16 protein-coding genes are annotated in these 26,551 nt (G+C 43.3%); 9 read left to right on the top strand and 7 right to left on the bottom strand.

Features of this window, described 5'->3' with window-relative positions; translation table 11 throughout:
- Nucleotides 1-18 precede the first annotated feature (18 nt).
- The 3 genes from AC1DO4_RS23335 to uxuA form a co-directional block, all read right to left on the bottom strand.
- Nucleotides 19-1,131 (bottom strand): glycoside hydrolase family 43 protein, encoded by a 1,113-nt coding sequence (locus AC1DO4_RS23335; protein ID WP_477419971.1) that lies wholly within the window; start codon nt 1,129-1,131, stop codon nt 19-21.
- A 23-nt stretch (nt 1,132-1,154) separates the two neighbouring features.
- Nucleotides 1,155-3,299 (bottom strand): alpha-glucuronidase family glycosyl hydrolase, encoded by a 2,145-nt coding sequence (locus AC1DO4_RS23330; protein ID WP_477419970.1) that lies wholly within the window; start codon nt 3,297-3,299, stop codon nt 1,155-1,157.
- A 244-nt stretch (nt 3,300-3,543) separates the two neighbouring features.
- On the bottom strand, nt 3,544-4,740 hold the full coding sequence (uxuA, locus tag AC1DO4_RS23325; RefSeq protein WP_477419969.1) for a mannonate dehydratase: 1,197 nt from the start codon (nt 4,738-4,740) through the stop codon (nt 3,544-3,546).
- Nucleotides 4,741-4,890: 150 nt separating this feature from the next.
- Here uxuA and AC1DO4_RS23320 point away from each other — a divergent pair, with 150 nt between their 5' ends.
- The 7 genes from AC1DO4_RS23320 to AC1DO4_RS23290 all read left to right on the top strand — a co-directional run bounded on the left by AC1DO4_RS23320 (nt 4,891) and on the right by AC1DO4_RS23290 (nt 18,257).
- Entirely contained in the window at nt 4,891-5,925 is a 1,035-nt protein-coding gene (locus tag AC1DO4_RS23320) for a LacI family DNA-binding transcriptional regulator (protein ID WP_477419968.1), read from the top strand.
- Nucleotides 5,926-5,948: 23 nt separating this feature from the next.
- A complete protein-coding gene (locus tag AC1DO4_RS23315) occupies nt 5,949-6,698 on the top strand; it encodes an SDR family NAD(P)-dependent oxidoreductase (protein ID WP_477419967.1) in 750 nt (249 codons plus the stop codon).
- 602 nt (nt 6,699-7,300) lie between these two features.
- Nucleotides 7,301-10,408 (top strand): SusC/RagA family TonB-linked outer membrane protein, encoded by a 3,108-nt coding sequence (locus tag AC1DO4_RS23310; protein ID WP_477419966.1) that lies wholly within the window; start codon nt 7,301-7,303, stop codon nt 10,406-10,408.
- Between the two features lie 18 nt (nt 10,409-10,426).
- On the top strand, nt 10,427-12,241 hold the full coding sequence (locus AC1DO4_RS23305; RefSeq protein WP_477419965.1) for a RagB/SusD family nutrient uptake outer membrane protein: 1,815 nt from the start codon (nt 10,427-10,429) through the stop codon (nt 12,239-12,241).
- Nucleotides 12,242-12,317: 76 nt separating this feature from the next.
- Entirely contained in the window at nt 12,318-13,943 is a 1,626-nt protein-coding gene (locus AC1DO4_RS23300; RefSeq protein WP_477419964.1) for an endo-1,4-beta-xylanase, read from the top strand.
- A 129-nt stretch (nt 13,944-14,072) separates the two neighbouring features.
- On the top strand, nt 14,073-15,701 hold the full coding sequence (locus AC1DO4_RS23295; protein ID WP_477419963.1) for a GH35 family beta-galactosidase: 1,629 nt from the start codon (nt 14,073-14,075) through the stop codon (nt 15,699-15,701).
- A 618-nt stretch (nt 15,702-16,319) separates the two neighbouring features.
- The gene (locus AC1DO4_RS23290) at nt 16,320-18,257 is read left to right on the top strand and encodes a sialate O-acetylesterase (RefSeq protein ID WP_477419962.1); all 1,938 of its coding nucleotides are present in this window, start codon (nt 16,320-16,322) and stop codon (nt 18,255-18,257) included.
- Nucleotides 18,258-18,633: 376 nt separating this feature from the next.
- On the opposite strand, the gene AC1DO4_RS23285 is transcribed toward AC1DO4_RS23290, so the two are convergent.
- Complete coding sequence (locus AC1DO4_RS23285; protein ID WP_477419961.1) at nt 18,634-19,398, bottom strand: LytR/AlgR family response regulator transcription factor; 765 nt, start codon at nt 19,396-19,398, stop codon at nt 18,634-18,636.
- Nucleotides 19,399-20,004: 606 nt separating this feature from the next.
- Here AC1DO4_RS23285 and AC1DO4_RS23280 point away from each other — a divergent pair.
- Nucleotides 20,005-20,574, top strand: a complete 570-nt coding sequence (locus AC1DO4_RS23280; protein ID WP_477419960.1) for a DUF4468 domain-containing protein — start codon at nt 20,005-20,007, stop codon at nt 20,572-20,574.
- A gap of 49 nt (nt 20,575-20,623) precedes the next feature.
- Nucleotides 20,624-20,860 carry a hypothetical protein gene (locus tag AC1DO4_RS23275; RefSeq protein ID WP_477419959.1) on the top strand — a complete coding sequence of 79 codons (237 nt, stop codon included), beginning with the start codon at nt 20,624-20,626 and terminating at the stop codon, nt 20,858-20,860.
- A gap of 41 nt (nt 20,861-20,901) precedes the next feature.
- On the opposite strand, the gene AC1DO4_RS23270 is transcribed toward AC1DO4_RS23275, so the two are convergent.
- Genes AC1DO4_RS23270 through AC1DO4_RS23260 form a run of 3 tightly spaced genes read right to left on the bottom strand, consistent with a single transcriptional unit; the run spans nt 20,902 to nt 26,446 of the window.
- Nucleotides 20,902-22,794, bottom strand: coding sequence for an alpha-L-fucosidase (locus AC1DO4_RS23270; protein WP_477419958.1), 1,893 nt, complete (start codon nt 22,792-22,794; stop codon nt 20,902-20,904).
- Nucleotides 22,795-22,797: 3 nt separating this feature from the next.
- On the bottom strand, nt 22,798-23,967 hold the full coding sequence (locus tag AC1DO4_RS23265) for an alginate lyase family protein (RefSeq protein ID WP_477419957.1): 1,170 nt from the start codon (nt 23,965-23,967) through the stop codon (nt 22,798-22,800).
- Nucleotides 23,968-23,971: 4 nt separating this feature from the next.
- Nucleotides 23,972-26,446, bottom strand: coding sequence for a glycoside hydrolase family 2 TIM barrel-domain containing protein (locus tag AC1DO4_RS23260; protein WP_477419956.1), 2,475 nt, complete (start codon nt 26,444-26,446; stop codon nt 23,972-23,974).
- Nucleotides 26,447-26,551: the final 105 nt, after the last annotated feature.

Here is a 26,551-nt window from a genome sequence, read left to right as displayed (position 1 = left end):
TATAGTAATCCTAAAAGCTTAATTGTGGCTGAAAGGATCAATCAGTTTAATAGAACCATTCGCATTATGCTGCAGTTGGGTTACCTTAATATTTCTTAAGTGGGTTTTGCCCGATAGCTCGGTATCATGATAAAATATATACCACTTTCCTTTTATTTCGATTATAGAATGATGGGTGGTCCAGCCCTGAACCGGTTTCATGAAAACACCTTTATAAGTAAAAGGCCCCAGTGGGCTGCTACCGGTAGCATAGCACAACAGATGTGTATCACCGGTTGAATAGGTGAAATAATATTTACCATCGTATTTGTGCATCCATGACCCTTCAAAAAAACGACGGTTATGGTCTTTGGTCAGCAAAGGTTTACCCAGGCTATCCAAAATAACCACGTCCTTTACTTTACCATCAAAATTCTTCATATCGGGCTTAAGCAAAGCCACCTTGCAACTGATGGCAGGTGCATCCTCTTGTTTCGAATCAGTTTTTGAACCGTCGGCCTCATATTTCCCGGTTATCCATCGTTGCAATTGTCCACCCCAGATACCACCAAAATACATGTATGTTTTGCCATCAGTATCGGTAAACACGGCAGGGTCAATGCTGTAGCTGCCTGCAATTGGTTCGGGGTCAGCTTTAAAAGGTCCTGCCGGGTTGGCTGATGTGGCAACTCCAATATGAAATACATCTTTTTTGTCCTTGACCGGGAAATAAAGATAATAGGTGCCGTTTTTATAAGCAGCATCAGGCGCCCATAATTGCCGGCCAGCCCATGGAATATCTTTTATGTCGAGCCCTACCCCATTATCTGTAAGTTTACCGCCAATGCTGTCCATAGAAAGGATATGGTAATCTTTCATCGCAAAGTGATCGCCATTGTCATTTTCCGGAATCCCCGCATCAATATCATGTGAGGGATAGATATAGATTTTACCGTTAAATACATGGGCCGATGGGTCGGCTGTGTAAATAGAGCTGATAAGGGGTTCCGCAAGGTATTTCACTTTCTTACTGGTGTCGGTCTTGCTGCTATCGGCATTATCTGCTTTTTTACCTGCAGAAGTACATGCGTTTAAAAAACATGCTAAAAATAAGGTAATAATTAATTTTGGTGTTGTAAATTGATTGCTCATTGGCGGTTAATTTATGGTGGTGATTAATTGGTCATGTAATTATTCCCTCCTATTCCCGGTACAAAGTAAAATTTCATGTCTTTGTAATAGGAAAGTGGGTGTTCGGGCTTGGGATAGTTATTATCAATTGGCATTTTTGAAAATGTCTGGAAGTATAACACACAAGCATCACGCCATCTGTTGGCTTCTGTAAGCTGAACATTCATAAGTTGTTTCACCTCTATAAAGCGCTCATCATCTATCTTTCCTTGCATACTGTCCCATATCAAACCCATTTGTGTCACCGAACCAGCGCCCATGTAATAATGATTTACCAATTCATCCCACAACGACCTGCCCGATCGCATTTTATATGTCCATTTTAAGTGGTGAAACCATAAAATATATGCGTCGGGGCACATTGCAAGATTTTCCCAATATGCTTTAACCTGCGGCGCATACTGTCCCAGTGCATCGCTGCCGGTGCTCGTACGGTCGAACCCAATACCTGCAGAATCTGCCTTGTGATAGTACGTAGAATTCCAATCTGGCCGACCGGCCTGGTCAACCCATGGCCCCGGCCCATAATGGGTTGAAAGTCCCATGATGTGATGCAGCCCAAGCGGTGTCATGTAATTAACGGTATTCTCCCGCGACTGCAGCATTATTTTTTTAACGGGAGTTACAAAACCGGTATCGTGGGTAAACGTCATCCGGATCCAGTCGCCTGCAATAGTACCCGGCGATTGGTCCGGATTCCAGGCCAGCCTGCCGAAGGCGTACCAGTTGGCCTGTGCAAAAGGATGCCCGCACCAGTTTAAGTCCGTTCCGATATTGGCCACACCCGCCATGCCTGTTATCAGCTTTTTGTTAAACTTGCCGGTTATCACATCTGATACTGTTGCGCCTTTACCATGAGTATAAGTATCTGATTGCAGGCACTCGGCAAACAAAGGCGCTTCATAAACTAAATGAGTTGAAAAGCCTAAATATTCCTGCGTTAACTGGAACTCCATCATCAAAGGTGTGTTGGGCATGGCGCCAAACAAAGGATGAAAAGGCTCCCGGGGCTGGAAATCAATAGGTCCGTTTTTTACCTGTATAATTACGTTGTCCTTAAACTTACCATCATAAGGTTTAAACTCATTATAGGCCTGCTTCGAGCGGTCGTCGGGTACTTTATTATCATATACAAATGCGCGCCACATCACTATACCCTTATGCGGCACCAATGCATCAGCCAGCATATTAGCGCCGTCTGCGTGGCTTCTGCCGTAAGTTTGGGGACCAGGCTGCCCTTCGGAATTTGCCTTTACCAAAAAACCGCCAAAATCGGGGATGTAGCTATAAATTTCATTCACCTTATCTACCCACCATTTTTTCACTTCAGCATTAAGCGGGTCAGCTGTTTTTAAGCCTCCAAGCTCAACCGGACTGCTGAACTTTACGGATATATATATTTTAATGCCGTACAGCCTGAAAACATTAGCCAGTGCCTGTAGCTTAAGCAAATATTGAGGGGATAAGATCAAAGCATCGGCATTAACGTTATTTACTACGGAACCATTTATGCCTACAGAAGCATTAGCCCGGGCATAATCAATGTACCGCTGGTCGATAATTTGCGGCAACTTGTGCCAGTTCCAGATGGATGAGCCGGCATAACCACGTTCAACGGTGCGGTTAAGATTATCCCAATGATCAAGTATGCGGTACATGATGCGGGGATGCTCCGAAACATCCAGGCTGTTTATTGACTGCCGGGTTTGGATCAGCTTTAAAAAATTAAAAACACCATATATAACGCCGGCGTCTGTATTTGCCACTATTAATGTGCATTCCTTTTTGTTTACAGAAACGGTTTTCAGGAGGTATCCTTCATTTCCAATACTATCGGGGACAGCTATTGCCCATGATTTTAGTGAAAGAGGTGTACCAACCACGAGTGTTTGACCATTAATTACAGCCTTACTATTTGTAGGCGCTAATGATAACATACTATTAAGGCCTGTTAATAACTCCTCTTTTGCTGCCTTAAGCTGTGCTGAAGCAGCAGGAAATACGAGGTATTTTAATTGCCGGCTATAAAGCGCTGCCTTTTTTTGGTCGCTTACTTTATTATATTCAAGCCATAGCTTATATCCGTTATCAGCATGCGCGTTATTTACCCATGCTGATAAAAGCAGCATTAGCAAACACGTATTTTTTAAAAAGTATTTGGCCATGGTGTTGTAAATTACGCTTTATGCCTGCGCCATGGCAGTTCAAAAAACGTTTAAAATGGTTTAATTAAAGCTCATGAAAGAAACATTATAATCAATGCTCCAAAATACGGTTTATAAACAAATTATCTCTTATGCAATCGATTGCAAATATATGACCTTTATTTATATTAGCAATTTAAAACCAATTGTTTATAGATATATAAGATCACTATTTTTCTGCCATTGCTCTTTTAATACCCATCTCCAGTCCGCGAAGCTCGGCAAGCCCCTTTAACCTTCCAATCACTGAGTAACCGGGATAGGTATTGTAGTTAAAATCATCAAGCAATTTATGCCCATGATCGGGCCTCATCGGGATTGCAACATCGTCCCTACCCATATTTTCCCTGTTTATTTGCTCATTAATAATGGCTTTCATTACTTCATACATATCAACGCTGCCGTTCAAATGATCAGCCTCATAAAAGCTACCATCGTACTGGTATGCTACATTACGCAGGTGCAGAAAATGAATATGACCGCCCAACTGTGAAATAATAAGCGGAATATCATTTTTAACCGAAGCTCCCAATGAACCGGTACAAAGTGTTACACCGTTGGCAATTGAAGGGCAGCAATTTACAATATCGGTTAAATCCTGCAGTGATGAGGCTATACGTGGCAAACCCAATATTGGGAATGGCGGATCATCCGGGTGAATGCACATTTTTATCCCCAGTTTTTCGGCGACGGGGATTATTGCCCGCAAAAAATAGAAAAGGTTTTCCTTCAGCGCTATTGAGTCAATTCCACTATATTTATGCAGATGCTGTTTAAATTCATCAACTGTAAAAACCTCATCGGTGCCAGGCAAGCCGGCTAATATGGTATTGGTTAAAAAAGCTTTGTCCTGCTCGTTTAAACTATCTAAATATATTTTAGCGGCATTCTGCTGTTCGATGGAGAACTCATCGTATGCATTTTCCCGCTGTAAAATATACAAGTCAAAGACAGCCAGGGCGGTTGCGTTATACAGCAAAGCCGAGGCGCCGTTACTCAACCTGTAATCGAGATGGGTACGTGTCCAGTCTAATACCGGCATAAAGTTGTAGCATACGATGTAAACCCCTTCCGCGGCTAAATTTTCGAGGGTTTTAATGTAATTGCCTATGTAAAAATCCCGTTCGGGTGTACCTGTTTTTATACTTTCATGAATATTCACGCTCTCCACAACCAGCCATTTAAAACCAGCTTCATGGATAATAGCATGCCGCTGCCTTATCCCGTCGATACTCCATACATCGCCGCATGGAATATGATGAAGGGCCGTAACTATCCCTGAAGCCCCGGTTTGTTTGATAGCTGCCAATGTAACCGGATCATCGGGCCCAAACCACCTGAAGGTTTGCTCTAAATCATGTATCATATCTTAAATAAAATTGAGAAATAAAGTTATGCAATCGGTTGCCAAAAAATAGGTAAATCGGTAATTAATTTTTACTTTTAGCCGTTAATCGTTTTTATAGTGGTACATTATGGTAACGCCGTTGCTATTTAAGCGTATTAATTAAATTTTATGCCTGACAGTAAAAAAGAGCTCACAATATATGACATAGCCGAAAAACTTAAAGTTTCGGCAGCAACAGTTAGCAGGGCGCTTAAAGATCATCCACGGGTTAATAAAAACACCAAAAGGATGATTATCAAAGCGGCCGAAGAAATGGGTTATCGCTCCAATTCTTTCGCCAGTAATTTAAGGAAAAAGAACAGCAATATAATTGGAGTTATAGTACCAAGACTAAACAGCAGCTTCATGGCCGATGTTATTGCCGGCATTGAAAAGGTGGTGAACGACAATAATTATAACCTCATTATCAGTCAATCGTTGGAGACAATGAAGAAAGAAGCAAACAATGCCGGGGCTATGCTCAATAACAGGGTAGACGGCCTATTGGTTTCTTTAGCTTATGATACTACAAATATTGAACACTTTGAGCCATTTATAAAACGCAATATCCCGGTTATCTTTTTCGACAGAATCTTCGAGCACGGTCACTACCCGCAGATCTATATTGATAACTTTAGGGCCGCCTATGAAATCACCAACCATCTTATTGAACAGGGCTGTAAAAGAATAGTGCATATTACCGGCAACCAGTTGCGCAATGTTTATTCGGAAAGACTGAGGGGTTACAAAGCTGCACTTGAAAAACATCATATTGAATTTGAGGATCAGCTACTGATAATTAACGATCTGACCGCCCGTGAATCGATTGCCGCTGCAGAAGCAATACTGGAGATGAATCCTCTGCCAGACGGAATATTCGCTGTTAATGATGTTTGTGCGRTAAGTTGCATACAGGTACTTAAAAAGGCCGGAATAAAAATCCCGGAAGATATAGCTGTAGCTGGTTTTAATAATGACCCTTTATGTTGCGTAATTGAACCCAATTTAACAACTGTTAACTATAGGGGATACGAAATGGGCGAGGCTGCCGCTAACATGCTGATTAACCACCTGGTGAATAAACACGACCTGCAACAAACCCATAGCCTTATTTTAAGGTCGGAACTGATCGTGCGCCAATCTTCCCTCAGGAAGAAATTATAATTAGCCCACATGAACTATATTAAATGACAACACCGAAAACAAAACTTGCCATAGTTACAGGCGGCGCTTCGGGCCTGGGGCTCGCGACTACTAAAAAATTTATTGAAAATAATATCCGCACCATTATTATTGGCCGCGATGAAAAAAAGCTGGCCGATACTGCGAAACAATTTGGCGGGCTTTGCAGCTATAAGCAATATGACCTGGGCGTAACCTCGGGTATCCCCCAATTAATTTCGGAGATTGAACAGGAATTTGGCACACCGGATATTTTAGTAAATAACGCTGGCATCAACCTCAAAAAATCTTTTACTGATGTTAGCGACCAGGAATTTCAGCAAATAATACAAACTAACCTTATTTCGGTATTTGCAATGAGCCGGGAGGTTGTTAAAGCGATGCTCGTTGCCGGCAGGGGAAGCATTGTGAACATCAGTTCGATGGCCGCACAATATGGCATACCATATGTAATAGCCTATACAGCTTCAAAAACAGCCATTGAAGGCATGACAAGGGGTATGGCTACCGAACTTTCACCACAGGGCATTCGTATCAACTGCGTGGCCCCAGGGTTTATCGCAACAGATATGTCGGCAAAGGCATTGGATAACGACCCCGACAGGAAACAAAAAGTATTAGGCCGTACACCAATGGGCAAATTAGGAGATCCGGCCGATGTGGCTGATGCCGTTTATTACCTGGCCACCGATAGCGCAAAATATGTAACGGGTGTAGTGCTCCAGGTTGATGGCGGTAACTCCATCGGTTTTTAGGTTTATGGTTTTCTCCCTGTTATTCATTACGGTTAGTCACATCGTTTCCTTTATTCGCACTGCCTTAACCTTATCTCCTACTTAATGACACCTTTCGGACCCTATGGCAATACCTTTTCATACACCGACCACAAATGTTATATATTGTATTTAACAATCATGGCTCGCCAATAAAATTACTGCCTGCTTTCCGCCCCGTCTCATCCCGATCTATAATTCATAAATAGGTTCATCCCATATCTTTCGATTAAGCACAGCTATTGCACTGGGCGGTTTCCGTTAAATACAATGTATTATAAATGCTTAAATAGCAAGATCTGCAAATAGCACCCAAGCAGTTACACTCCTAATTTCCAAATCAACACGGCATAATCAATGCAATCGATTGCTTTATTTAAAAATAAACACGATAAAAACGCTTCTTATTATTGCAATAAATTCAAGTTATTATTTATTGTATTGAAATTTACAAACCAAATTAAGTCATCGTCTATCAATATAATAAAAATTCAAAGTTTGTGCAATCGATTGCAATAATTTGTAATATTTGTATTATACTTTTTCAAAGTATTCATCCAATTATCCATTACAACCAAACGATTATGAAGAAAATCAAACTAAGGCATTTGCTTAAAGTGTTTATCGTCTCGGGATTGCTGATGTATCCGGCGATTTTATGGGCGCAAAACAACAAAATTACCGGCACGGTCAATGATGAGAAAGGCCAGCCATTGCCCGGGGCAACAATCAAGACTAAAGTTGGCACATCTGCAACTGTAACAGATGCCAACGGGGTGTTTTCCATTGGCGTACAAACCAATGAAACCGCTATATTGGTTTCTTTTATAGGGTACCCCACCCAGGAGATCAGTCTTAAACCCGGTGTGAGTAATTATACGGTTAGCCTTACTCCAGATGCAAAAAACCTCAATGAGGTGGTTGTGATTGGTTATGGTACGCAGCGACGAAAGGATGTTACAGGTTCGGTGGTTTCCGTTAGTGGTAATACGCTGAGGGAAGTTCCGGTGGCCAATATACAGCAAGCCTTACAGGGCCGGGCAGCCGGCGTGGAGGTACAGGCTACAGGTACCAGGCCGGGTGCAAGCGCCCAGATCAGGATACGCGGTGAACGCTCTATCCAGGCTGGTAATGATCCCCTTTTTGTTTTGGACGGGATTCCTTACAGCGGCAACTTAAATGACATCAATCCTGATGATATTGCTTCGGTCGACATATTAAAAGACGCCTCTGCCACGGCTATTTACGGATCGCGTGGTGCCAATGGCGTAATTTTAGTGACTACAAAAAGAGGCGCTACAGGCGATACCAAAGTAACTTTAAATAGCTATTACGGTATCAGCAGCGTAACGTCTAAATACAAAGTATATGATGCTGATCAGTACCGGGCCCTGCGCGATCTTTCTATATACACGCAAGGGTATAGCGCTGATGAATTGCAAGGCATGGCGACAGGCCGTAATACCGACTGGCAGGACCTGGTTTACAAGAATGGTTACATCACCGACCATAACCTTACTATCTCCGGTGGCGGCGAAAAAAGCCAAATCTCGGCAGGTGGTGGCCTGTTTAAACAAACCACCGTTTTACCCGGCCAGGACTTTACCAGGGGAACAATAAAAATCACCGCCGATTTTACTATCAGCAAAAATGTAAAAGCCGGGTTTAACAACCTGTCAAACTATAATATTACACATGGCAGCCAATCACCTGCAAGCGTTTTCCCTTTATTAACGCTTAGTCCATTATCTTCTCCCTATAATCCTGATGGTTCCATCAATATCAAACCCGCCGGTAATACAGATGATTTCAACAATACTTACAGCCCGCTGTTGCTGCGTGCCAACCCAAAGGCATCTGTTGACAGGGTTAGGCGCTTCCATACTTTCAATAGCTTATATGGCGAGGTAAGGATTATAGATGGTTTAAAATACAGGTTAAATGCCGGCCTGGATTTTCAGCAGGAAGAAGGTGCGCAGTTCCAGGGAACGGATAGCTACTTCCGGCCAGGCACCTACAATACGGCCAGCGTTAATAATAGTACACTTACCAAATACAGTTTGGATAACCTGCTTACCTATGATAAAACATTTGCCCAAAAACACCGGGTAAGTGTTACCGCGTTGTTTGGTTTTGAGCAGGAGCAATCACATAATACTTCGGTACGGAAGGATTCTATCACTGCAGATTTTGTACAGTTCTACAACCTTGGGCAATCATCAGTTAGCCCAGCCCCTATTCTGGGCGGTGGTGAAGCAAAATCTTCGCTGGTAGCAATGATGCTTCGTGCCAATTATATATATGATGATAAATATATGATTACGCTTACCGGCCGCCGTGATGGTTCGTCAAGGTTAGGTGAAGGGAACAAATACAAATCATATCCCGCGGTATCTGCCGGGTGGGTAGTTAGCAATGAAAAATTCATGCAGCGTGTTCCGGTAATTTCCAATTTAAAGTTGCGTGCCGGTTTTGGGATCACTGCCAACCAGGGTATTGCGGCCTATAGCACATTAGGTGGCCTTTCGGCAGTAAATACAAGTTTGCCGGGTAGTCCGCAGGTGCGCTATAACTACGGCACCACCATTGTTAATGGCTACTACGTAAGCCGGATTGTTGACCCTAACCTGGATTGGGAATATACCCGAACCACGAATGTCGGCCTTGATTTCGGTTTGTTTAATAACCGCATATCGGGCAGCGCGGAATACTACACCGCCAAAACCACTAAATTATTATATGGCGTTGCATTGCCCCCCACATCCGGCATTACCGACCCTTATTTAACCAACGTTGGTAATGTAACCAACAAGGGTATGGAATTTAGTATTTCCAGTCAAAATATCCTGTCGGATAAACACGGCTTTACGTGGGGAACAGACCTGAATTTCTATTTTAACCGTAACAAACTGGTAGCCTTGAACGGAAGCGTAACACAGGTGATAAGCAGCCAGTTATTTGTAGGGCAGCCATTAAGCGCTATTTATGATTACAAAAAATTGGGTATCTGGCAATTAGGTGAAGCCGCAGAGGCTGCCAAATATGGCTTTGTACCGGGTCAGATAAAACTGGAAGATCATAACGGTGATGGTAAATTAACCGTAGACGATAAATATGTAATAGGCAGCGCACAAGCCAAAATACAGGGAGGCTTAACAAACCGGTTCACTTATAAAGACTTTGATTTCTCATTTGTATTATATGGCCGGCTTGGCGGCACCCTCATTAGCCAGGTGTACCAGCCGCTGGCAGGATACACCACCATAAATGACGGCCGCCGCAACCAGGTAGCTGTTGATTACTGGACTCCAAATAATCCAACGAATTTCTACCCGTCACCAAATGTTTCCGGCGGTCAGATTTCATCGGCATTAACCAGCGATGCGGGTAGCACCCTGGGTTATTTTGATGCCAGCTTTTTGAAAGTAAGAACCATAACTTTTGGCTATAACCTGCATAAAGAATGGGCTAAAAAGATTGGGATGCGAAACCTGCGCGTATATGTATCATCGCAAAATCCATTTATACTGTTCTCGCCTTACGTACGGGCAGGCGGTATAGATCCCGAAGCTACAGGTACAGGTAATCAGGGTGTTCAGGACCCCGGTAACATATCAAGCCGGGCATTAACTATTGGGGTAGCTACACCTTCAACTAAGTCATTTATTGCAGGTATTAATATCACATTATAAACATCAATTTTTTAAATTATGAAATCAAGATATATTATACAGATTACGCTGCTGCTTTTGGTCGCGACAGCGGGAAGCAGCTGTAAAAAGTCCCTGGAAGAACATCCTTATACAGCTTTCACAACTGATTATTATAAAACTGCCGATGGCCTGCAATCTGCTGTAAACGCGGTTTATGCCAATATGCGCTATGACTTTGGCCCTATTGGTGCAATGGCATTAGGCAACGTAGGCACGGATGAATTTACCTATGGCGACCAGGTGGCCGGTTCAGGCCAGTTCCTGGAGCTTGGCAGCTACCAGATACCATCAACCAACGGGGCGATATTAACGCCGTGGAACAGAAACTTCAACGGCATTAATCTTTGTAATGCTATACTAAAATTTGCCCCCGGTGTTAACATGAGCGATGCTTCAAGAAATGTTATTATGGCCGAAGCGCATTATTTAAGGGCCCACCTGTACTTGTTGCTTGTGGAAAATTTTGGGGCTGTACCCGTAGATTTAGGTTCAGGAGATTTGCAGTTTACTGATGTGCCTTATTATGGCTTTAACCGCCTGCCATTTAATGATATCCTGGTTAAAGATTACAAAGCCATGGTTGATGACCTGACCTTTGCCACACAAAATTTGCCGGTAACGCGTCCTGCCGGGGCTTTTAAGTTGTCGCAGGCCGCAGCGTTGCATTTATTGGCCAAGGTATACCTGTTCAGGGGCTACTCGGCGGTTAAGCAGTCATCAGACTTTAACATGGCTTATACCACTGCAATGGAACTCATCAACAATAAATCGAAATATGGCGCTGATCTGCTGCAGGACTATGGCCAGGTACACAAACAAGGTAATGATTATAATAAGGAGATCCTGTACTCTGTTGAGCGTTTGCCACTGAATAACTCGGCCAATGAGGACCTTTCGCCAAGCACCGACTTTGCCAACAAGGTAAACATTGCCAACAATATGTTTAATTGCTTATATCAAAACGTGGCATCTGTTGGAGGCGTAACCTTAATTGACGACCGCCCCCTACAATACGGACGTCCTTTGCGGCAACTTGCGCCAACTCTTTACGTTAATAATGTGGCTTTTGCGGATAAGTTTAATGATAGCCGCTATGACAACACCTTCCGTGTAATGTGGCGTGTGGCAACCATTCGCACTGGTGCCGATTTGCAGGCTTTTATAGCAAAACTGGCAACTGTGGGCTTCAAATTAGGCGATACTGCCATATACCTGCCACCAACCGATGCCCGGGCCGCCCAGTTAACTGCAGCCGGTAAAAAATACCTGGTTGAAGGCCCAACCAAATGGTGGAACAATCAAACCAAACCAAGTTTTCAGTTTCCCAACCTGAAAAAATATGATGATAGCGTACGCGCCAACTTCCAGGATGTTTCTGGTCGACCGTTCATCGTATCAAAATTATCTGAAACTTATTTAACTGCTGCTGAGGCTGCTATGCAGGACGGACATCCCGCCGATGCAGTTACCCTGATTAACACTTTACGCACCCGTGCCGCTTATCGCCCGGGATTGACTGCTACCGACCTTGCAGCAAGAGTGGCTGCTAACCAGGTTACCCTGTCGCAAATCAATCTTGATTTTATATTGGATGAACGTACCCGCGAACTTTGCGGCGAATGTATCCGCTGGCCCGACCTGGCTATGCGGAATAAACTGATTGATCGGATTCAACGCTATAATCCAGATGGGGCGACTAAAGTTGCGGCATTCAATAACCTTCGGCCTATCCCACAGAGCCAGATCAACAGCGTAGTTGACCCGGCCGGCGATCCGAACAGGAATAAATATCAAAACCCGGGTTATTATTAGTCAATCATTTAAAAGGCACAAAACATGAAAAACATGTCATTTATATTGAGTTTTATGTTATTTAAATACACAAAAGATGAAAATTAAATCATTTATATTGAGTTTAATGCTACTGGCTGCTATAAGTACATTATCCTGTAAAAAGGAATTTTATAACGGAGCAAAAAGTACACTATCAAACCGCTATACCGATACAGTCGGTCCGCTAAAATCGGTATCGGCTACTACCATAGGCATGGCCATTGATTATGATTTTATTGCCAATACTTATGGCGACCGTGGCATAGTTACCCGCGAGGCCAGTACCGTAACTTTTGGTTATACCATGAAGCACGGCGCCATTGTTAAAAATGACGGCACATTGGATTTTTCCCGGGCCGATGCTTTAGTTGACAATGTTAATGCCGCCGGTTTACAGGTTTACGGGCATACGCTGGCCTGGCATCAAAATCAAAACGGAACGTATCTGCGGTCCCTGATACCTGGCTCTGCCGGTAATACCGTACCCAATTTATTATTGAACGGCGATTTTGAATCAGGGAGCGGCAGCAACTTTACCAACTGGAGCGCTTACAACGGCGGCACCTCGTTTGGTGAAACCAAGGTAGCTGCCGAGATACATGGCGGCGCACGCGCCTTAAAAGTAGTTAACGCTGCCGACAACCCCGGCGCACAATACAAAGTACAGTTAGCCAGCGATTTAATGAACACTACCGTTGGTACTACCTACAATGTTTCCATGTACGTACGGTCGGCCGGTGCAGGGGGTTCGTTTCGGTTATCAACTCAGCCTACAGCGCAATACCAGGGCGATCAAACTACCAATACCACCTGGAGCCAGGTTACCTGGTCGTTCGTTGCCAAAGATGCGCAAACACGCCTGCTGATTGATATCGGTTTAAAAGCCAATACCTATTTTATTGATGACATCACCGTTACCGATGCCAGCTTATCCACACCACTGCCTGCCGCAACCGTTGCTGCCAAAATAGATGCGGCTCTGCAAACATTTATAAGTGGTATGGTAAATCACTTTAAAACCAAGGTACACGCATGGGATGTAGTGAACGAACCGGTTAAAGACGACGGCAATTTAAGGGCAGGCCCGTATGTTGCGGGCACCGATGCTTCTGATACGTTTTACTGGGGCCAGTATTTAGGTCGCGGTTATATTGTCAAAGCCTTTACTTACGCCAGCCAGGCCGATCCAACAGCCCTGTTGTTTATCAATGATTATAATCTTGAATCCGGATCGGCCAAGGTGGATAGTTTGGTCAAGCTTGTGGGAGAGTTAAAGGCGGCAGGTGTGCCTATCCACGGCATTGGCACACAAATGCACAGCAGCACAAGTACCTCCTATAACGATATTGATAATATGTTTAAAAAGCTGGCCGCTACCGGGTTGAAAATCCGCGTTTCGGAGCTGGATGTTAAACTCAACCCAAGCAACAGGGTAATTGATCCGGCTTCCTCGCCTACGCTGTACGCCCTTCAAGCCAGTATGTATAAGTATATTGTACAATCTTACATTAAAAATGTACCCGCAGCCCAGCGTTACGGGATAACTATTTGGGGGCAAAAGGATAAAAACAGCTGGATAGTAACCCAGCAAAAGTTAAATGATGCACCTTTGTTATTTGATAACAACGGCAAAAAGAAACCGGCTTACGGCGCCATGGTAGCAGCATTAAAGGCACAATAATTCTCCATGTAATTTTTAATTACCCGGAATAGTGCAACACCTTTTTATGATTCATCGTTTGAATGGCTGCATAGCAACGGCAGCCATTCTTCCTACATAAGCAGGCTTTTAAATTTTTAGTACTATACTATGAAAAACATATTCGCTTTATTTTTTTTATTCGGGTTATATGCAACTCATGCTCATGCACAAAAGGCAGCCGGGAATACGATGCCCCGGATTGTTAAATCGGGCAATAACTTTCAATTCATTGTTGATGGTCAACCCTTTTTAGTGCTGGGAGGCGAGCTCGGCAATTCCAGCGCATCCAGCAGTGAATACATGAAACCGGTTTGGCCCAAACTAAAAGCTATGCAACTCAATACAGTGATAGCGCCTGTTTATTGGGAACTGTTGGAGCCAACAGAAGGAAAATTCAATTTTTCGCTGGTAGATGATCTGATCAAAAATGCGCGCCAGAATAACATGAAACTGGTATTATTATGGTTCGGAACCTGGAAAAACAGCATGTCGTGCTATGTGCCTGCATGGGTAAAAACCAATCCTGCTAGGTTTCCACGTATTGTGGATCGTTCGGGCAATCAGCAGGAAATATTGAGTCCGCTGAGCAAAAACAATCTTGAAGCAGATAAACGGGCATATGTGCGGCTGATGCAGCACTTAAAAGAGATTGACGGTAAAGATCACACCGTGATTATGATACAGGTAGAAAACGAAATTGGTATGCTCCCTGATGCCCGTAACTTTGATACTGAAGCCAATAAGGCCTTTGAAAGCGCTGTGCCTGATAAGCTTCTCTCCTACCTTAAAAATAACCAGGCTACATTGCTGCCCGAACTAAAAGCCACCTGGGAGGCCAACGGCAGCCAAACATCAGGAAACTGGACAAAAGTATTTGGCCAAACCCTGGCTGCAGACGAAATTTTTATGGCCTGGCAGTTTGCAGATTTTGTGAACGAAATTGCCATAGCCGGGAAAAAAGTATACAACCTGCCTTTGTACCTGAATGCTGCTTTGAACAGACCGGGGGTGAAACCGGGAGATTATCCAAGTGCAGGCCCATTGCCGCATGTTATGGATATCTGGAAAGCCGGGGCACCGGAGATAGACCTATTGGCGCCAGATTTTTATAATCCCGATTTTAAACACTGGTGCGATTTATATACCAGGATCCCAAACCCATTGTTTATTCCCGAGATAAAATTTGAACCCGGTGTTGATGCCAAGGCATTTTTCGCCTTTGGTAACTACAATTGTCTTAGCTTTTCACCTTTTTCCATCGAATCAACAGAAAACCCCGAAAAAGAACCGATCGCAAAGGCATATGGGATCTTAAAACAGCTTACACCCCTTATTACAAAATACCAGCCTTTAGCGGCGGTTAAAGGTTGTCTTATTGACAAAGGCGATGCAGCGCAGCAGCTCACTTTGGGAAACTATATTTTAAAGGTAACACATGATTACAAATTGGGCTGGTCGCCAGAATCAAAGAACGATACCTGGCCGCAAACGGGAGTAATTATTATTGCTGTAGCTCCGGATGAATACTATATAGCGGGCACCGGGATTGTTATGACATTTGAGGCTATTGAGAAAGGGAAAAAAGCAGGCTTGCTAAATGTTGACGAAGGCTTTTTTAAAAATGGCCACTGGATTAATCAGCGCCGCATGAATGGGGACCAGGATCACCAGGGCAGGCATGTACGTATACCGGTAAATGAATATAGCATACAACATGTTAAACTGTACTCATATTAATCGGCGAAAGACATAGCCGGCCGTCATTGCTCAAGGGGAAATAAAAGGTTTGTCATCCTTAACGGAGTGAAGGATCTATTCGCAGACTGTACAGGGCGAAGAGGCATGGCGAATAATAGATGCTTCACTACGTTCAGCATGACAAAAAGGTTTAATTGCAAAAACATCATGGGTAGTTGTAAAATTTCGCGAAACTCTGAAGGGGAAATGACGCATATCGCATGGCTGCGAGTCGACTCACCCCGACGATCCGTTAGCTAACGGACGTCTGCCCCTCTCTCCGACTGCGTCGCATAGAGGGGCAATAAAACAAAAATTGAGCTGCACCCTCTTTGCGGCATAAGCCGGAGAGAGGGTCGGCCAGCGTAGCGTAGCCGGGGTGAGTCGTGGCCGGCGTTTAAGCCAATGTTTGTGTAAAACCAAACATGTCATGGGTAGCCTGTCGAAGCATAGCGGGCAAAGGCCTCTCCGCACGAGTCTTCGACAGGCTCAGACTGACAGGCCTTTACGCCTTGAAAATAGAATACCTAAAAGGTAGATACGAAGCAATGACGGTCTGTTTTTATATTTTTAGACGGTCTAAGTTTTGAATTACAGCTTTATATAAACAAGAGAAAAATGAAATTTACCCATCGAATTTATATCATTGGAAGTTTATTGATAACCTTTGCTACATCCGCATACGCAAACGTTAAACTTCCTGTGTTGATTAGTGATAATATGGTGCTGCAGCGGGAGGTAAAGGTTAAAATATGGGGTTGGGCTGCCCCGGGAGAACGGGTACACGTTAGCTTTGCCGGGAAGAAGTATCATGCAAATACCGGCGCGGAAGGCAAATGGCTGATTGTGATGGATGCTATGCCGGCCGGTGGCCCGTTTACAATGAACATACAAGGCGCAAATTCAATTACGGTTAAAAACATATTAATAGGTGATGTATGGTTTTGCTCAGGGCAATCCAATATGGTGATACCTATGGAACGTGTAAAGGAAAAATATCCTGATGAAATTGCAGGAGCAGATTTTCCGCAAATCAGGAATTTCTTTATCCCCACACTGGCCGACGTTACCCGGCAACATGACGACCTGCCGCCGGGTAAGTGGATGGCGGCAAGTCCTGCCAATGTATTGGGTTTTGGTGCGGTAAGCTATTTTTTTGCGCAACAGCTGTATCGTAAATATCACGTACCTATCGGCATCATTAACGCAAGTGTGGGCGGTACGCCTATAGAAGCCTGGATAAGCGAATCGGGCTTAAAGCAATTCCCCGAATACCAACAGGCCATCAACAACTTTAAGGATACAGCTTATACCAATAAACACTTCAGTAATGCCCCAATTACACCTGCTACACAACAACCAGCGCCCGACAAGGGACTGAGCGGCCCAAAAACGTGGTACGATATTTCTTACGAACCTAAATTCTGGCATAAATTCTGGCTGCCGGGCTACTGGGCCGACCAAGGCATTAAGAACCTGAATGGCACGGTATGGTTCCGGAAGGAAATTGATTTGCCGGCAGCAATGGCGGGCCAGGCGGGAAAGATTTTTATGGGCCGGATTGTAGATGCTGATCAAACCTATATTAATGGTGTTTTGGTTGGCAAAACCACTTATCAATACCCGCCGCGCAGGTATGAAATCCCTGCCGGCTTACTTAAACCGGGTAAAAACATCATCGTAGTTAAAGTGGTAAATACAGCTGGTAAAGGAGGATTTGTTCCCGACAAACCTTACTACATTACTGCAAACGGGCAAAATATCGATTTGAGAGGCGATTGGCTATATTGCGTAGGTCAGGTAGATGTACCAGCGGATAACACTGCTAATGTTGGCTCTATGCAAAATTCGCCAACCGGCTTGTATAATACCATGGTGGCGCCAGCTATTGCTTATACCCTTAAAGGTATGGTATGGTACCAGGGCGAGGCTAATACGAATAAGCCCAAAGAGTATCAACAGCTATTGCCGGCACTCATTGCCGACTGGCGCAACAAATGGGGACAAGGTAATCTGCCATTTTTGTATGTACAACTCCCCAATTTTATGGAAGTAAATTATTCGCCTTCGGAAAGTAACTGGGCAGAGCTACGATCGAGCCAATTAAAGGCTTTGCAGGTGTCAAATACAGCTATGGTTGTAACCATTGATGCCGGCGAATGGAATGACATTCATCCTTTGAATAAAAAGGTGATTGGCGAACGCCTGGCATTAGCCGCGCAACACTTTGCTTATGGAGATCAAAAAACGGAATATTCCGGCCCAATTTGCAAGTCGGTAAAAATAGACGGCAGTAAAATGATATTAACCTTCAGCCATATAGGCAGTGGTCTGGAACTAAGAGATGGAGAAGGGTTGCCATATTTTGCCATAGCGGGCGCAGATAAAAAATATGTTTGGGCCAAAGCAAGTATTAAGGGCGATGAAGTGATTGTTTGGAATGATACCGTTACGCATCCGGCATATGTTCGTTATGCCTGGGCTGACAATCCCGAAGGGGCCAATTTATATAATAAGGATGGGCTACCTGCTTCGCCTTTTGAAACGGGCGATTAAACGGGGAAATCGCTTTTAAGCAGGAGGCACCTACGGAGCCCGGCTTGGGGGTTTTACATATATTTTAGGAAAACCCCAGAGGGGTTGAATGTCGGTAGAAAAAGATCAAAAATAGCTTTACGTGCCATAGGTACGTTACTATTGAACTTTTCAGGTCAAATGAGCGTTGACAAACAGCCAAATTTGGTGGTTAGTTTCGTACCTACGGCACGAAAAGGGTGGGGTACTTAATTATCCTACCGACATTTCACTCCTAACGGAGTGCCTTTTCAAAATTACTATGTCCTATAAAGATATACACACACAGTAGCGGAGAGGCGCACGGATAACATTTGATTAAGAGCCATATTTCCGACAGAAAAGTGCTATCAGCACATCAGGCTTTTGTTAACCAGTTGAGGAATTGAGGTGCCTTGCCTTTACTAACGATCACTTTTTCGCCAAAGGGTACATTAAGATTGAGGGACAGTTTTCGGGAGAAGAAGCTGGACACATCGGTAATTGCTTTACGGCAAACCAGGAACTGGCGGTTAGCCCGGAAAAAGTAGCTCCCGCTTAATTTTTCCAGTTCGTCCAGGTTTTTGTTGGGGTAAAAGGTTTTGCCCGAAAAGGTGAGCAAATGTGTGATCTCGTTAGCCAGGTAAAACATGGCTATATCTTCCAGCTTAACCGGGATGATCTTATCCTGGTGATAAACCAGTACCGAAGAAGCCGTTTGTGGTTCGCGGTTGGCCAGCATTTGCATCAATGCATCGTATTGTGGTGTCTGATCTGCCGAAAATATTTTTTTTAGCTGCCTGTATTTTTGAAGTGCATGATCAAGGGTTTGGATTGTAAAAGGCTTTAATATGTAGTCTATTCCGTTAGCTTTAAATGCGTCTAACGCATATTCGTCATAAGCTGTACAAAAAATCACAGGAACGGAAACTGGTTCGGCTACAAATATTTCAAAACTTAACCCGTCGCCCAGCTGGATATCACTGAAAATAAGGTCGGGAGCTTCCGATTTTTTGAAATAAGCAATAGCTTCCTTCACCGATCTTAGCTGAACAATATCCACGGGTTCATCTATCAATTTCCTGATATTCACCTCAAGTTCATCTGCAACTACCCCTTCATCCTCAATGATTACTATATTCATTTTTAACAATTTTATACTTACTGCAAATGAGCGTCGACCTTCTTTGATAATATCGTCATCCCCCCGACCAGAAACGGTACATAAATACAAATGTAAGTAATTGAAGGAATGTGCTTAGAGATTGTACACCGAAGCGGGCAAAAACAAGGCTTAATAATTATAATTGGTGATTGAAGGGTGAGCAGCGTAGAAATTTATCATCAAACAGTGTTAAAGAAGTTTTGGACTGATCAAATTCCCGGATGCATTATACCAGTTTGCTTTTCGGCGAAAGCTACAACTTTTGAAACGTTTATTTTGCAACTGCGTTTGGCTATGAAAATGCCGCTAAAAGACGTGTTGTTGTTAAGGATGTGGTAAGATTTGAGGATTCAATCAAAAATATCAACAGAAAACGTTTAATTTACAAAACCCTAATTTCATGTTACGAAAACAAAGAAAGAAAAAACACCTAAACCCAGGGCTGAAAAAAATACGACACAAAGCTTGCCATTAACGGCGGCTTTGATGCTGTAATCAAGACCTCGTTTTTAGATAAACCGCCTGTAGAAAAAAAGGATAAATTGAATTGTACTAAATTTTATTGCTACTCTAAAACACCACAGAATGAAAAAATCAATCCTTATCGCTGTAATGGCAATCGCTGGCTTATCGGCCAAATCCCAAACGCTTCCTATTGATAGCGCAACTCAAAAAGTAACTTATAATGCTATTGTAACGGCCACAGGAAAAAAAGACGAACTGTATAGTAAGGCCCGTTCATGGTTTGCTACTGCCTTTAAAAAGGCTAATTATGTTCTGCAGATGGATGATAAAGAAGCGGGCAAATTAATAGGCAAAGGAACGGCTACTGGGGTACTAAAAGATAGTTGGAATATATCTGTTACGGCAGGATTTACATTAAGCTATACCGTGTTTGTAACCGTTAAGGATGGTAAATATCGCTATGAGATAACGGATTTTTCAGAACAGGATTATGAACTTGCAGGGCATGCTCTTTGGTCTAAACATAATTATGATATTTCAGATCTTGCCATAAACCCAAAGTATAAAAAAGGTAGCGGGGAGTACAAAAAGGATATTCAACCATATCTTAAATTAACGCAATCTGTGGGCGAAGATTTAAGCAAAACATTAATTGAAGCAATGGCGGGAAATAATAAAGATAATTTCTAATTGTAAAACATTTACTAATTTAAGAGGCTAAATCAATAGGCTCGTTTTTATGGGTAAAAGTATTTTAGATAAGCTTAAGGAAAGATACGAAACGGATCAGAACCGTTTAAAAAATCCTGACTTAATTAATACATCTACACAAAACAATATTGCTGCAAAACAAAAAAGACCTATCATCAATCGAATTAAGAATATATCACTTGTTGATTGGGCAGCACTTGCTACTATATTGGCTACTATCATTGCTATTTGGATTTATATTTTACAACCTCTTTTTAATTCTTAATCATATCCCAACTGGTATATAGTTACCTGTTTTTTTGATCATTATTTTTCTGTTACGGGCACTAATTGAATTTCGAGGATTTTCATTAACGCGCTTTTTGTTATCGCTACCGGGGTAATTTGCAGGGTATGTATACCCGGCGACAAGCTTACCTCGCCCAGGTCGATAGTTTTAATTTCTTCTTTTGCAGATGATAACACCTCGGCCTTTTTAACCAGGTTGCCTATTGTAATTTGATAGCTGCCTGCATCAGTGCTATCTGCCAAATATTTTAATACAATTTTATAAGCAGCGGGTTGTATGAGCCTGAAATCCCATTTAATTAACTGGTCTTTTTTACTCCATCCTTCCACATAATATTTGCCGGTTTTGCCATCGCCAAAACCAAAACCCTTGCCTATCAATTTGGCATCAAATGCCAGCAAGCGGTTTATAACGTCAGCGCCGGATAGTAATCGTACAGAATCTGTTTGAATAGCACCTTTTGTTTCCAGCACAATAACGGTATTTGCCTGATCGGGCACCCGTGACGGAACATTTATACGTACATCCAACGAATCGATACGTTTAAATGATAATTCTTTCTTTGATGGATCTGCTAATAAATAAGCCCTGCTAATGTCGCTTTTTATCCCTCCTACTATAATATTATTGTTAATGGGCCAATTGAACACATGCAGGTATAAAAGATTGCCCCTACGGGTAGATACCCCCCAGCTTTGAAAAGGTAAAGGTGTTTTGGTGGTTTTATAAATACTTTCCGAATTTTTATTCATCCATTTAGCCAGTCCGTTTAAAATATTTACATCCTCCGGGGCAAACTCACCATCGCCCATGGGGCCAATATTCATTAGTAAATTACCACCCCGCGAAGCCGATTTAGCCAGCAACTGTATAAAAAAGCCCAGGGGTTTATGGCTCTTATCATATTTAGAATAACCGTATGATTCATTGGTGGTGGGTATAGCCTCCCAATCGCCATCAACCGGAAAAAACTCGGCAGGACGATCGGACGTATTTCTGTAATCGCCCATATTAAGGTTAGCACTGCGGGCCAGCCTGCCGTTCACCACAACATCGGGATCTGTTTCGCGGATTGCCTGCAGGATGCGGATATTTTCGGATAGCGGGAGTTTTTGCGGTGTATCAAACCATAAAATATCCGGGTGATACAGGTTCAGCAATTCCTTAATTTGTGGTATGGCTTTTTCATCCACATACCTTACAGCTTTAGGCAACAATTCGGGATGAAGGTCGTACCAATCACGTCCGCCATACAGGTTCAGGTCGCCGCCAGGATTTTTATAGTCCCAATCGTTGCCTGGTGCATCCGGGTGTTCCCAGTCAAAGGCATGTGAATAATAAAAGCCGAATTTTATCCCGTATTTTTTACATGCTGCCGAAAGGTAGGCCATGGGGTCATGCTTCCAGGCGGTTTGTTTCACCACATTAAAATCAGATACTTTAGAGTTATACATGGCAAAACCATCATGATGCTTGGCGGTGATGATCAAATAACGCATGCCGGCTTGCCTGGCTGCTTTTACCCATTTATCCGCGTCGAATTTTACCGGGTTAAACCGGTGGGCCAGTTCCAGGTATCCGGCACGTGGTATTTTCTCTTTACGCATCAGGTGTTCGGCATAACCATCCACCCTTTTACCCTTCCATTCGCCGCCCGGAAGTGAATAGATCCCCCAGTGAATAAACATGCCGAAACGCGCATCCCGCCACCAGGCTACACGTGCATCATGTGTTTTCATGCTGGCTGTCCACCAGCCGCTTACAGCATCGTCAATAGCTTTTTTGTCGCGGTCCTTCGCCTGGTTTGCCATTGTTTTATCCTCATCACCTTTGTCCTGGGCAAAGGCTAAGCCGGTATTTAATAATGCTGTAAGCAAACATCCGGTTATAGCTAAATTTCTTCTCATCATGATTTAATCAATCCATATCAACGGATGCCTTACCGGCAAATTCCTGATCACTTCTTCTACTTTAGGGTCGTGATCCAGGCCTTTCCAGGTGTTAAGCCATTCCTTATTATTATAGGCAACGGCGCCAAAAACAAGTGATGGCTGTGCTACAGGCCAGTTTTGCCAATACATTACATCATGTGCAAACGGCCATTTATTTTTGTCGGCAAGGTAAGGGTGCAAATATGCTATACCCATTTTTACAGATCGGCCATCGGTTGTTTCATATTCCCATAAATTATTTTGTGGTGTTGACAATACCTGGCAAAGCGTTGTTAAAGCATCCAAATCAAATATGGAGTAACCAAAAGGCTTGGTTCGCTTTAGCTCCAGCGGCAAGCTACCATCGGCAGCCATCTGGTTGGGCAATAAAATAGTTTTGTAACGGTTAGTGCAAGTATCCATCAAAGCGGTATCATGTGTAAACCTGGCAAAGCAGGCAACCTGCATGGTCCAGCAGGTACCGTGGTTGTTTTTCGCAGCTTTTTCTTCCAACCCGTTTTTGCTGGTGGTTAGCCAGGTAAGGTATTGTGCAAACCAGTTGCGTATACCCTTTACTAATGTTTTATCCATCCTGGGATCATTCTCCATAACCATTAAACCCTGCACCACCTCCATTAGCTGGATGGTATCAATAATACCAATACCCCTGCCGGTAGTAATGCCTTTTAATGCCTGCGCATATTGCAAATTGGGGTTCATTAAGGTTTCGGGATTGATAAACCAGGCCTGCAGATGGATCATAGCCTGCTTAATATACCTTGTATTATGTGTAAGTTTATATGCAGAGGATAATGCACCTATAATGCGGCTAAAGCGAATCATAGCTAAACGGTGCGCTACAAAATTATCGGGATTGGTGAGGCCATCTTTTTGAATGTAAGGGCCGTTGCGATTTTTAGGATCGGGCCACCAGTAATCACCTTCCGAATAAAAATCATGTTTAGCCCCGGCACTACGGGCACAGGTTTGTGCAGTAACGGTTACCGGCTGCTGCTGCATAGCCCAGGCTGCCTCTTTTAAAACATATGGGCGTAAGGTACTTTCAACCTGTTGTTTAATATCGTTACTTGTTTTAAACCCGCAAAGCAATAAGGTGATAAGGCATAACGGAGAAATAATTTTATAATTCATTATGCTACAGGTTTAAAAATTGGGCGGGTAAACCGGCAGATTGTACGCCGATAACAGAACTTCCGGCATTCAGTTTAACACTTATGATAGCCCTGCCGTTATAAGCCTGCACTTTACGCGAGCCTTTGGATGTACCCAGGTCATCAAGTAATATGCCCTTGCCTGCCAGCGAGAAATTTATCCAGTTAGCGGCATCAAGGCATAGTATGCCATTTTTATCTACCAGGGTTGCCTGTACGGTAGCCACACCATCTTTATCGGCTATTTTGGTTAACAGCAACCTGGCCGGTTTATCCCATTTTTCGGTTTGATAATCCTGGCTTATGGTATCGGTTACTGCGGCTTTTCCTTTATAGGCAACAACTTTAATATTGTTTTTCCCTTTATTGTAAACAACCATCCATCTTAAGCCCGCCGCCGGGAAATTTTGCGGATTGCGTTTTTTAATGCCATAGCTTTTCCCGTTTACAAACAGCTCTGCCTTATCGGCATTAGCATATACTTTTATCATTTTGGCTTCATTGTGTTCGCCCCACCTTACCGGCCAGCTGTGCCCGTAAATGTGAGCCATTAGTTTAGTGCTCCAATAGGATTGAATTACATAGTAGGACTCCTTTTTTGTAAGATCACGCTCAACCACCCCTTTTTGATTCACATAAGGCACGGGGTTTTCCGGACGGATGGGGGTTGAGAAATCTTTGAAGGTCCAAAAAGCGGAGCCGGTTAACCATGGCATATTTTTCTGTTCCTTTAAATGCCAGTCGAACAGGTTGCAGATATAACTTTCGCTCCAATCGCTGTTTTCTGATATGTGTGTAGTGCCGCCAAATAAAGTGGAATCAACTAAAAGCTTATTAATGCCGGTATCGGTAATTATTTTTTCCAGGGCCCTGTCAGGTTCTTCCGAGTGACGGTTTGCATGGCTATCGCCACCCCATTCGGCATGGATAAAATGAGGCACTTTTTCAAATTCATCCCGGGTGAATTTTTTATAGCTGGTATAAAATCCCCTGTACCACCCGGCCCATATTGTAGGAGAATACACATCGGGTATATCTTTACAAAAATCGCAACGGCGCAGCGTAGTTTTGCGGGATGGATCAAGCTGATGGGCCAGGTTGTTTTGTTCGCTCATGAATGCCCTTATCTTTTGCTTGTCAAATTCCTTGAAATCGCCGTCCCAATCGTTCTCGTTACCCAGGCCCCATAATATAATTGAAGGATGATTATAATGCTGCTGTATCATATTGGTAAGCATGCTGCGGGCCTGCGCTTTATAAGCATCGCCGCCTAAACCGCCACGGCACCAGGGCTCTTCTTCCCAAACCAAAATACCTAAACTATCGCACAGGTTTAAAATGGTACGTGATTGCTGGTAATGCCCCAGGCGAATAAAGTTGGCCCCCATATCTTTTATCAGCTGCATTTCCTCACGCATCATGCTATCTGTCATGGCTGCGGCAACACCGGCATGGTCTTCATGACGGTGGGTTCCCCTAAGCAACAGGCGTTTACCGTTAAGATAGAAAGGTCCGTGGTCTGCAAACAGGAAACTGCGAAACCCAACCTTGTCTGTTTGTGTATACGTTTGTCCCCCCGCAATGCAGGTAACCTCAATGGTGTACAAATAAGGGGCATCGGTGGTCCATAAATGAGGTTTACTGACGTTTATTTTCCCGATGGAACAGGTATTGCTTTGCTGTAAATTATCGGCTGTATATTTTTTCCGCCCAACTACCTTGCCCAAGGCATCCTTAACCAGCAATTCGCCGGTGACAGACCCTATACCTGTTGGGTTGTAAAAGCTTAAATTGGTATTTAACCAGCCGTTTGCAGCTTTTGCATCAACAACGGCGCTGGCATATATTTTATCAATGCTTAAAACAGGCTGGTAAACCAGGTTAAGATGCCGGTATAATCCTCCGTATACACTAAAATCAGATAATTGCGAGGGGATGGTTTCCAGGTTACGTGAGTTATCGCAGCGAATCTCTACAGGGATGTTCCCTTTAAATTGTTTGGCAAAAATGGCAGTTTTTTTAAAGTCGGCAACAGCTTGTGTAATATCTACTGTCCATTCATCATAGCCTCCCAAATGCGAACCTACTTTTATATCGTAAACATACACATCTGTTTTTTGCCCTGCGCCTTCAAAGTGCAACAGGGTACGGCCGTTTTGATAAGGGTTATTTATATTTAGGCGGGTGCGGTACCACCCGGGGCCCTGGTAATAATTTCCATCCGGGTCAACGGCGTCGCGGTCATTAAAGCAGTGTGGAAGGGATACCTGTGTCCACATAGGCAACGATTCGAGTTTTCCGGCTCCTACAGGCCTTATGGCTTCCCATATTCCACCGAGGTCTTTTTTCAAAAATTCCCAGTTATTGGTTAAACGGATCTTTTGCTGGCCAAAACAGATTGGAGTTAGCCCGATGCAGGAAATTAGTGTTAAGAATATTAACCTTTTTGTAAGTAGCATTTACTTTTTTTGTTAGTAATTAACCGCCTTTAATTAGAAACCAATTATCAGCCTCAATTATTGATGTTAGCTGTCTAAATTTGATTTATTAATGTTTTTATACTT

This window comes from Mucilaginibacter sp. P5_A6, assembly GCF_056400585.1.
Note: the sequence above shows the minus strand (reverse complement) of the source record. Positions and strands in the feature narration are given on the sequence as shown.

What these genes read in the sequence shown, in the direction of transcription:
- AC1DO4_RS23335 (WP_477419971.1), bottom strand. Translation starts at nt 1,131, where the DNA reads ATGAGCAATCAATTTACAACACCAAAATTAATTATTACCTTATTTTTA.
- AC1DO4_RS23330 (WP_477419970.1), bottom strand. Translation starts at nt 3,299, where the DNA reads ATGCTGCTTTTATCAGCATGGGTAAATAACGCGCATGCTGATAACGGA.
- uxuA (WP_477419969.1), bottom strand. Translation starts at nt 4,740, where the DNA reads ATGATACATGATTTAGAGCAAACCTTCAGGTGGTTTGGGCCCGATGAT.
- AC1DO4_RS23315 (WP_477419967.1), top strand. Translation starts at nt 5,949, where the DNA reads ATGACAACACCGAAAACAAAACTTGCCATAGTTACAGGCGGCGCTTCG.
- AC1DO4_RS23310 (WP_477419966.1), top strand. Translation starts at nt 7,301, where the DNA reads ATGAAGAAAATCAAACTAAGGCATTTGCTTAAAGTGTTTATCGTCTCG.
- AC1DO4_RS23305 (WP_477419965.1), top strand. Translation starts at nt 10,427, where the DNA reads ATGAAATCAAGATATATTATACAGATTACGCTGCTGCTTTTGGTCGCG.
- AC1DO4_RS23300 (WP_477419964.1), top strand. Translation starts at nt 12,318, where the DNA reads ATGAAAATTAAATCATTTATATTGAGTTTAATGCTACTGGCTGCTATA.
- AC1DO4_RS23295 (WP_477419963.1), top strand. Translation starts at nt 14,073, where the DNA reads ATGAAAAACATATTCGCTTTATTTTTTTTATTCGGGTTATATGCAACT.
- AC1DO4_RS23290 (WP_477419962.1), top strand. Translation starts at nt 16,320, where the DNA reads ATGAAATTTACCCATCGAATTTATATCATTGGAAGTTTATTGATAACC.
- AC1DO4_RS23285 (WP_477419961.1), bottom strand. Translation starts at nt 19,398, where the DNA reads ATGAATATAGTAATCATTGAGGATGAAGGGGTAGTTGCAGATGAACTT.
- AC1DO4_RS23280 (WP_477419960.1), top strand. Translation starts at nt 20,005, where the DNA reads ATGAAAAAATCAATCCTTATCGCTGTAATGGCAATCGCTGGCTTATCG.
- AC1DO4_RS23275 (WP_477419959.1), top strand. Translation starts at nt 20,624, where the DNA reads ATGGGTAAAAGTATTTTAGATAAGCTTAAGGAAAGATACGAAACGGAT.
- AC1DO4_RS23270 (WP_477419958.1), bottom strand. Translation starts at nt 22,794, where the DNA reads ATGATGAGAAGAAATTTAGCTATAACCGGATGTTTGCTTACAGCATTA.
- AC1DO4_RS23265 (WP_477419957.1), bottom strand. Translation starts at nt 23,967, where the DNA reads ATGAATTATAAAATTATTTCTCCGTTATGCCTTATCACCTTATTGCTT.
- AC1DO4_RS23260 (WP_477419956.1), bottom strand. Translation starts at nt 26,446, where the DNA reads ATGCTACTTACAAAAAGGTTAATATTCTTAACACTAATTTCCTGCATC.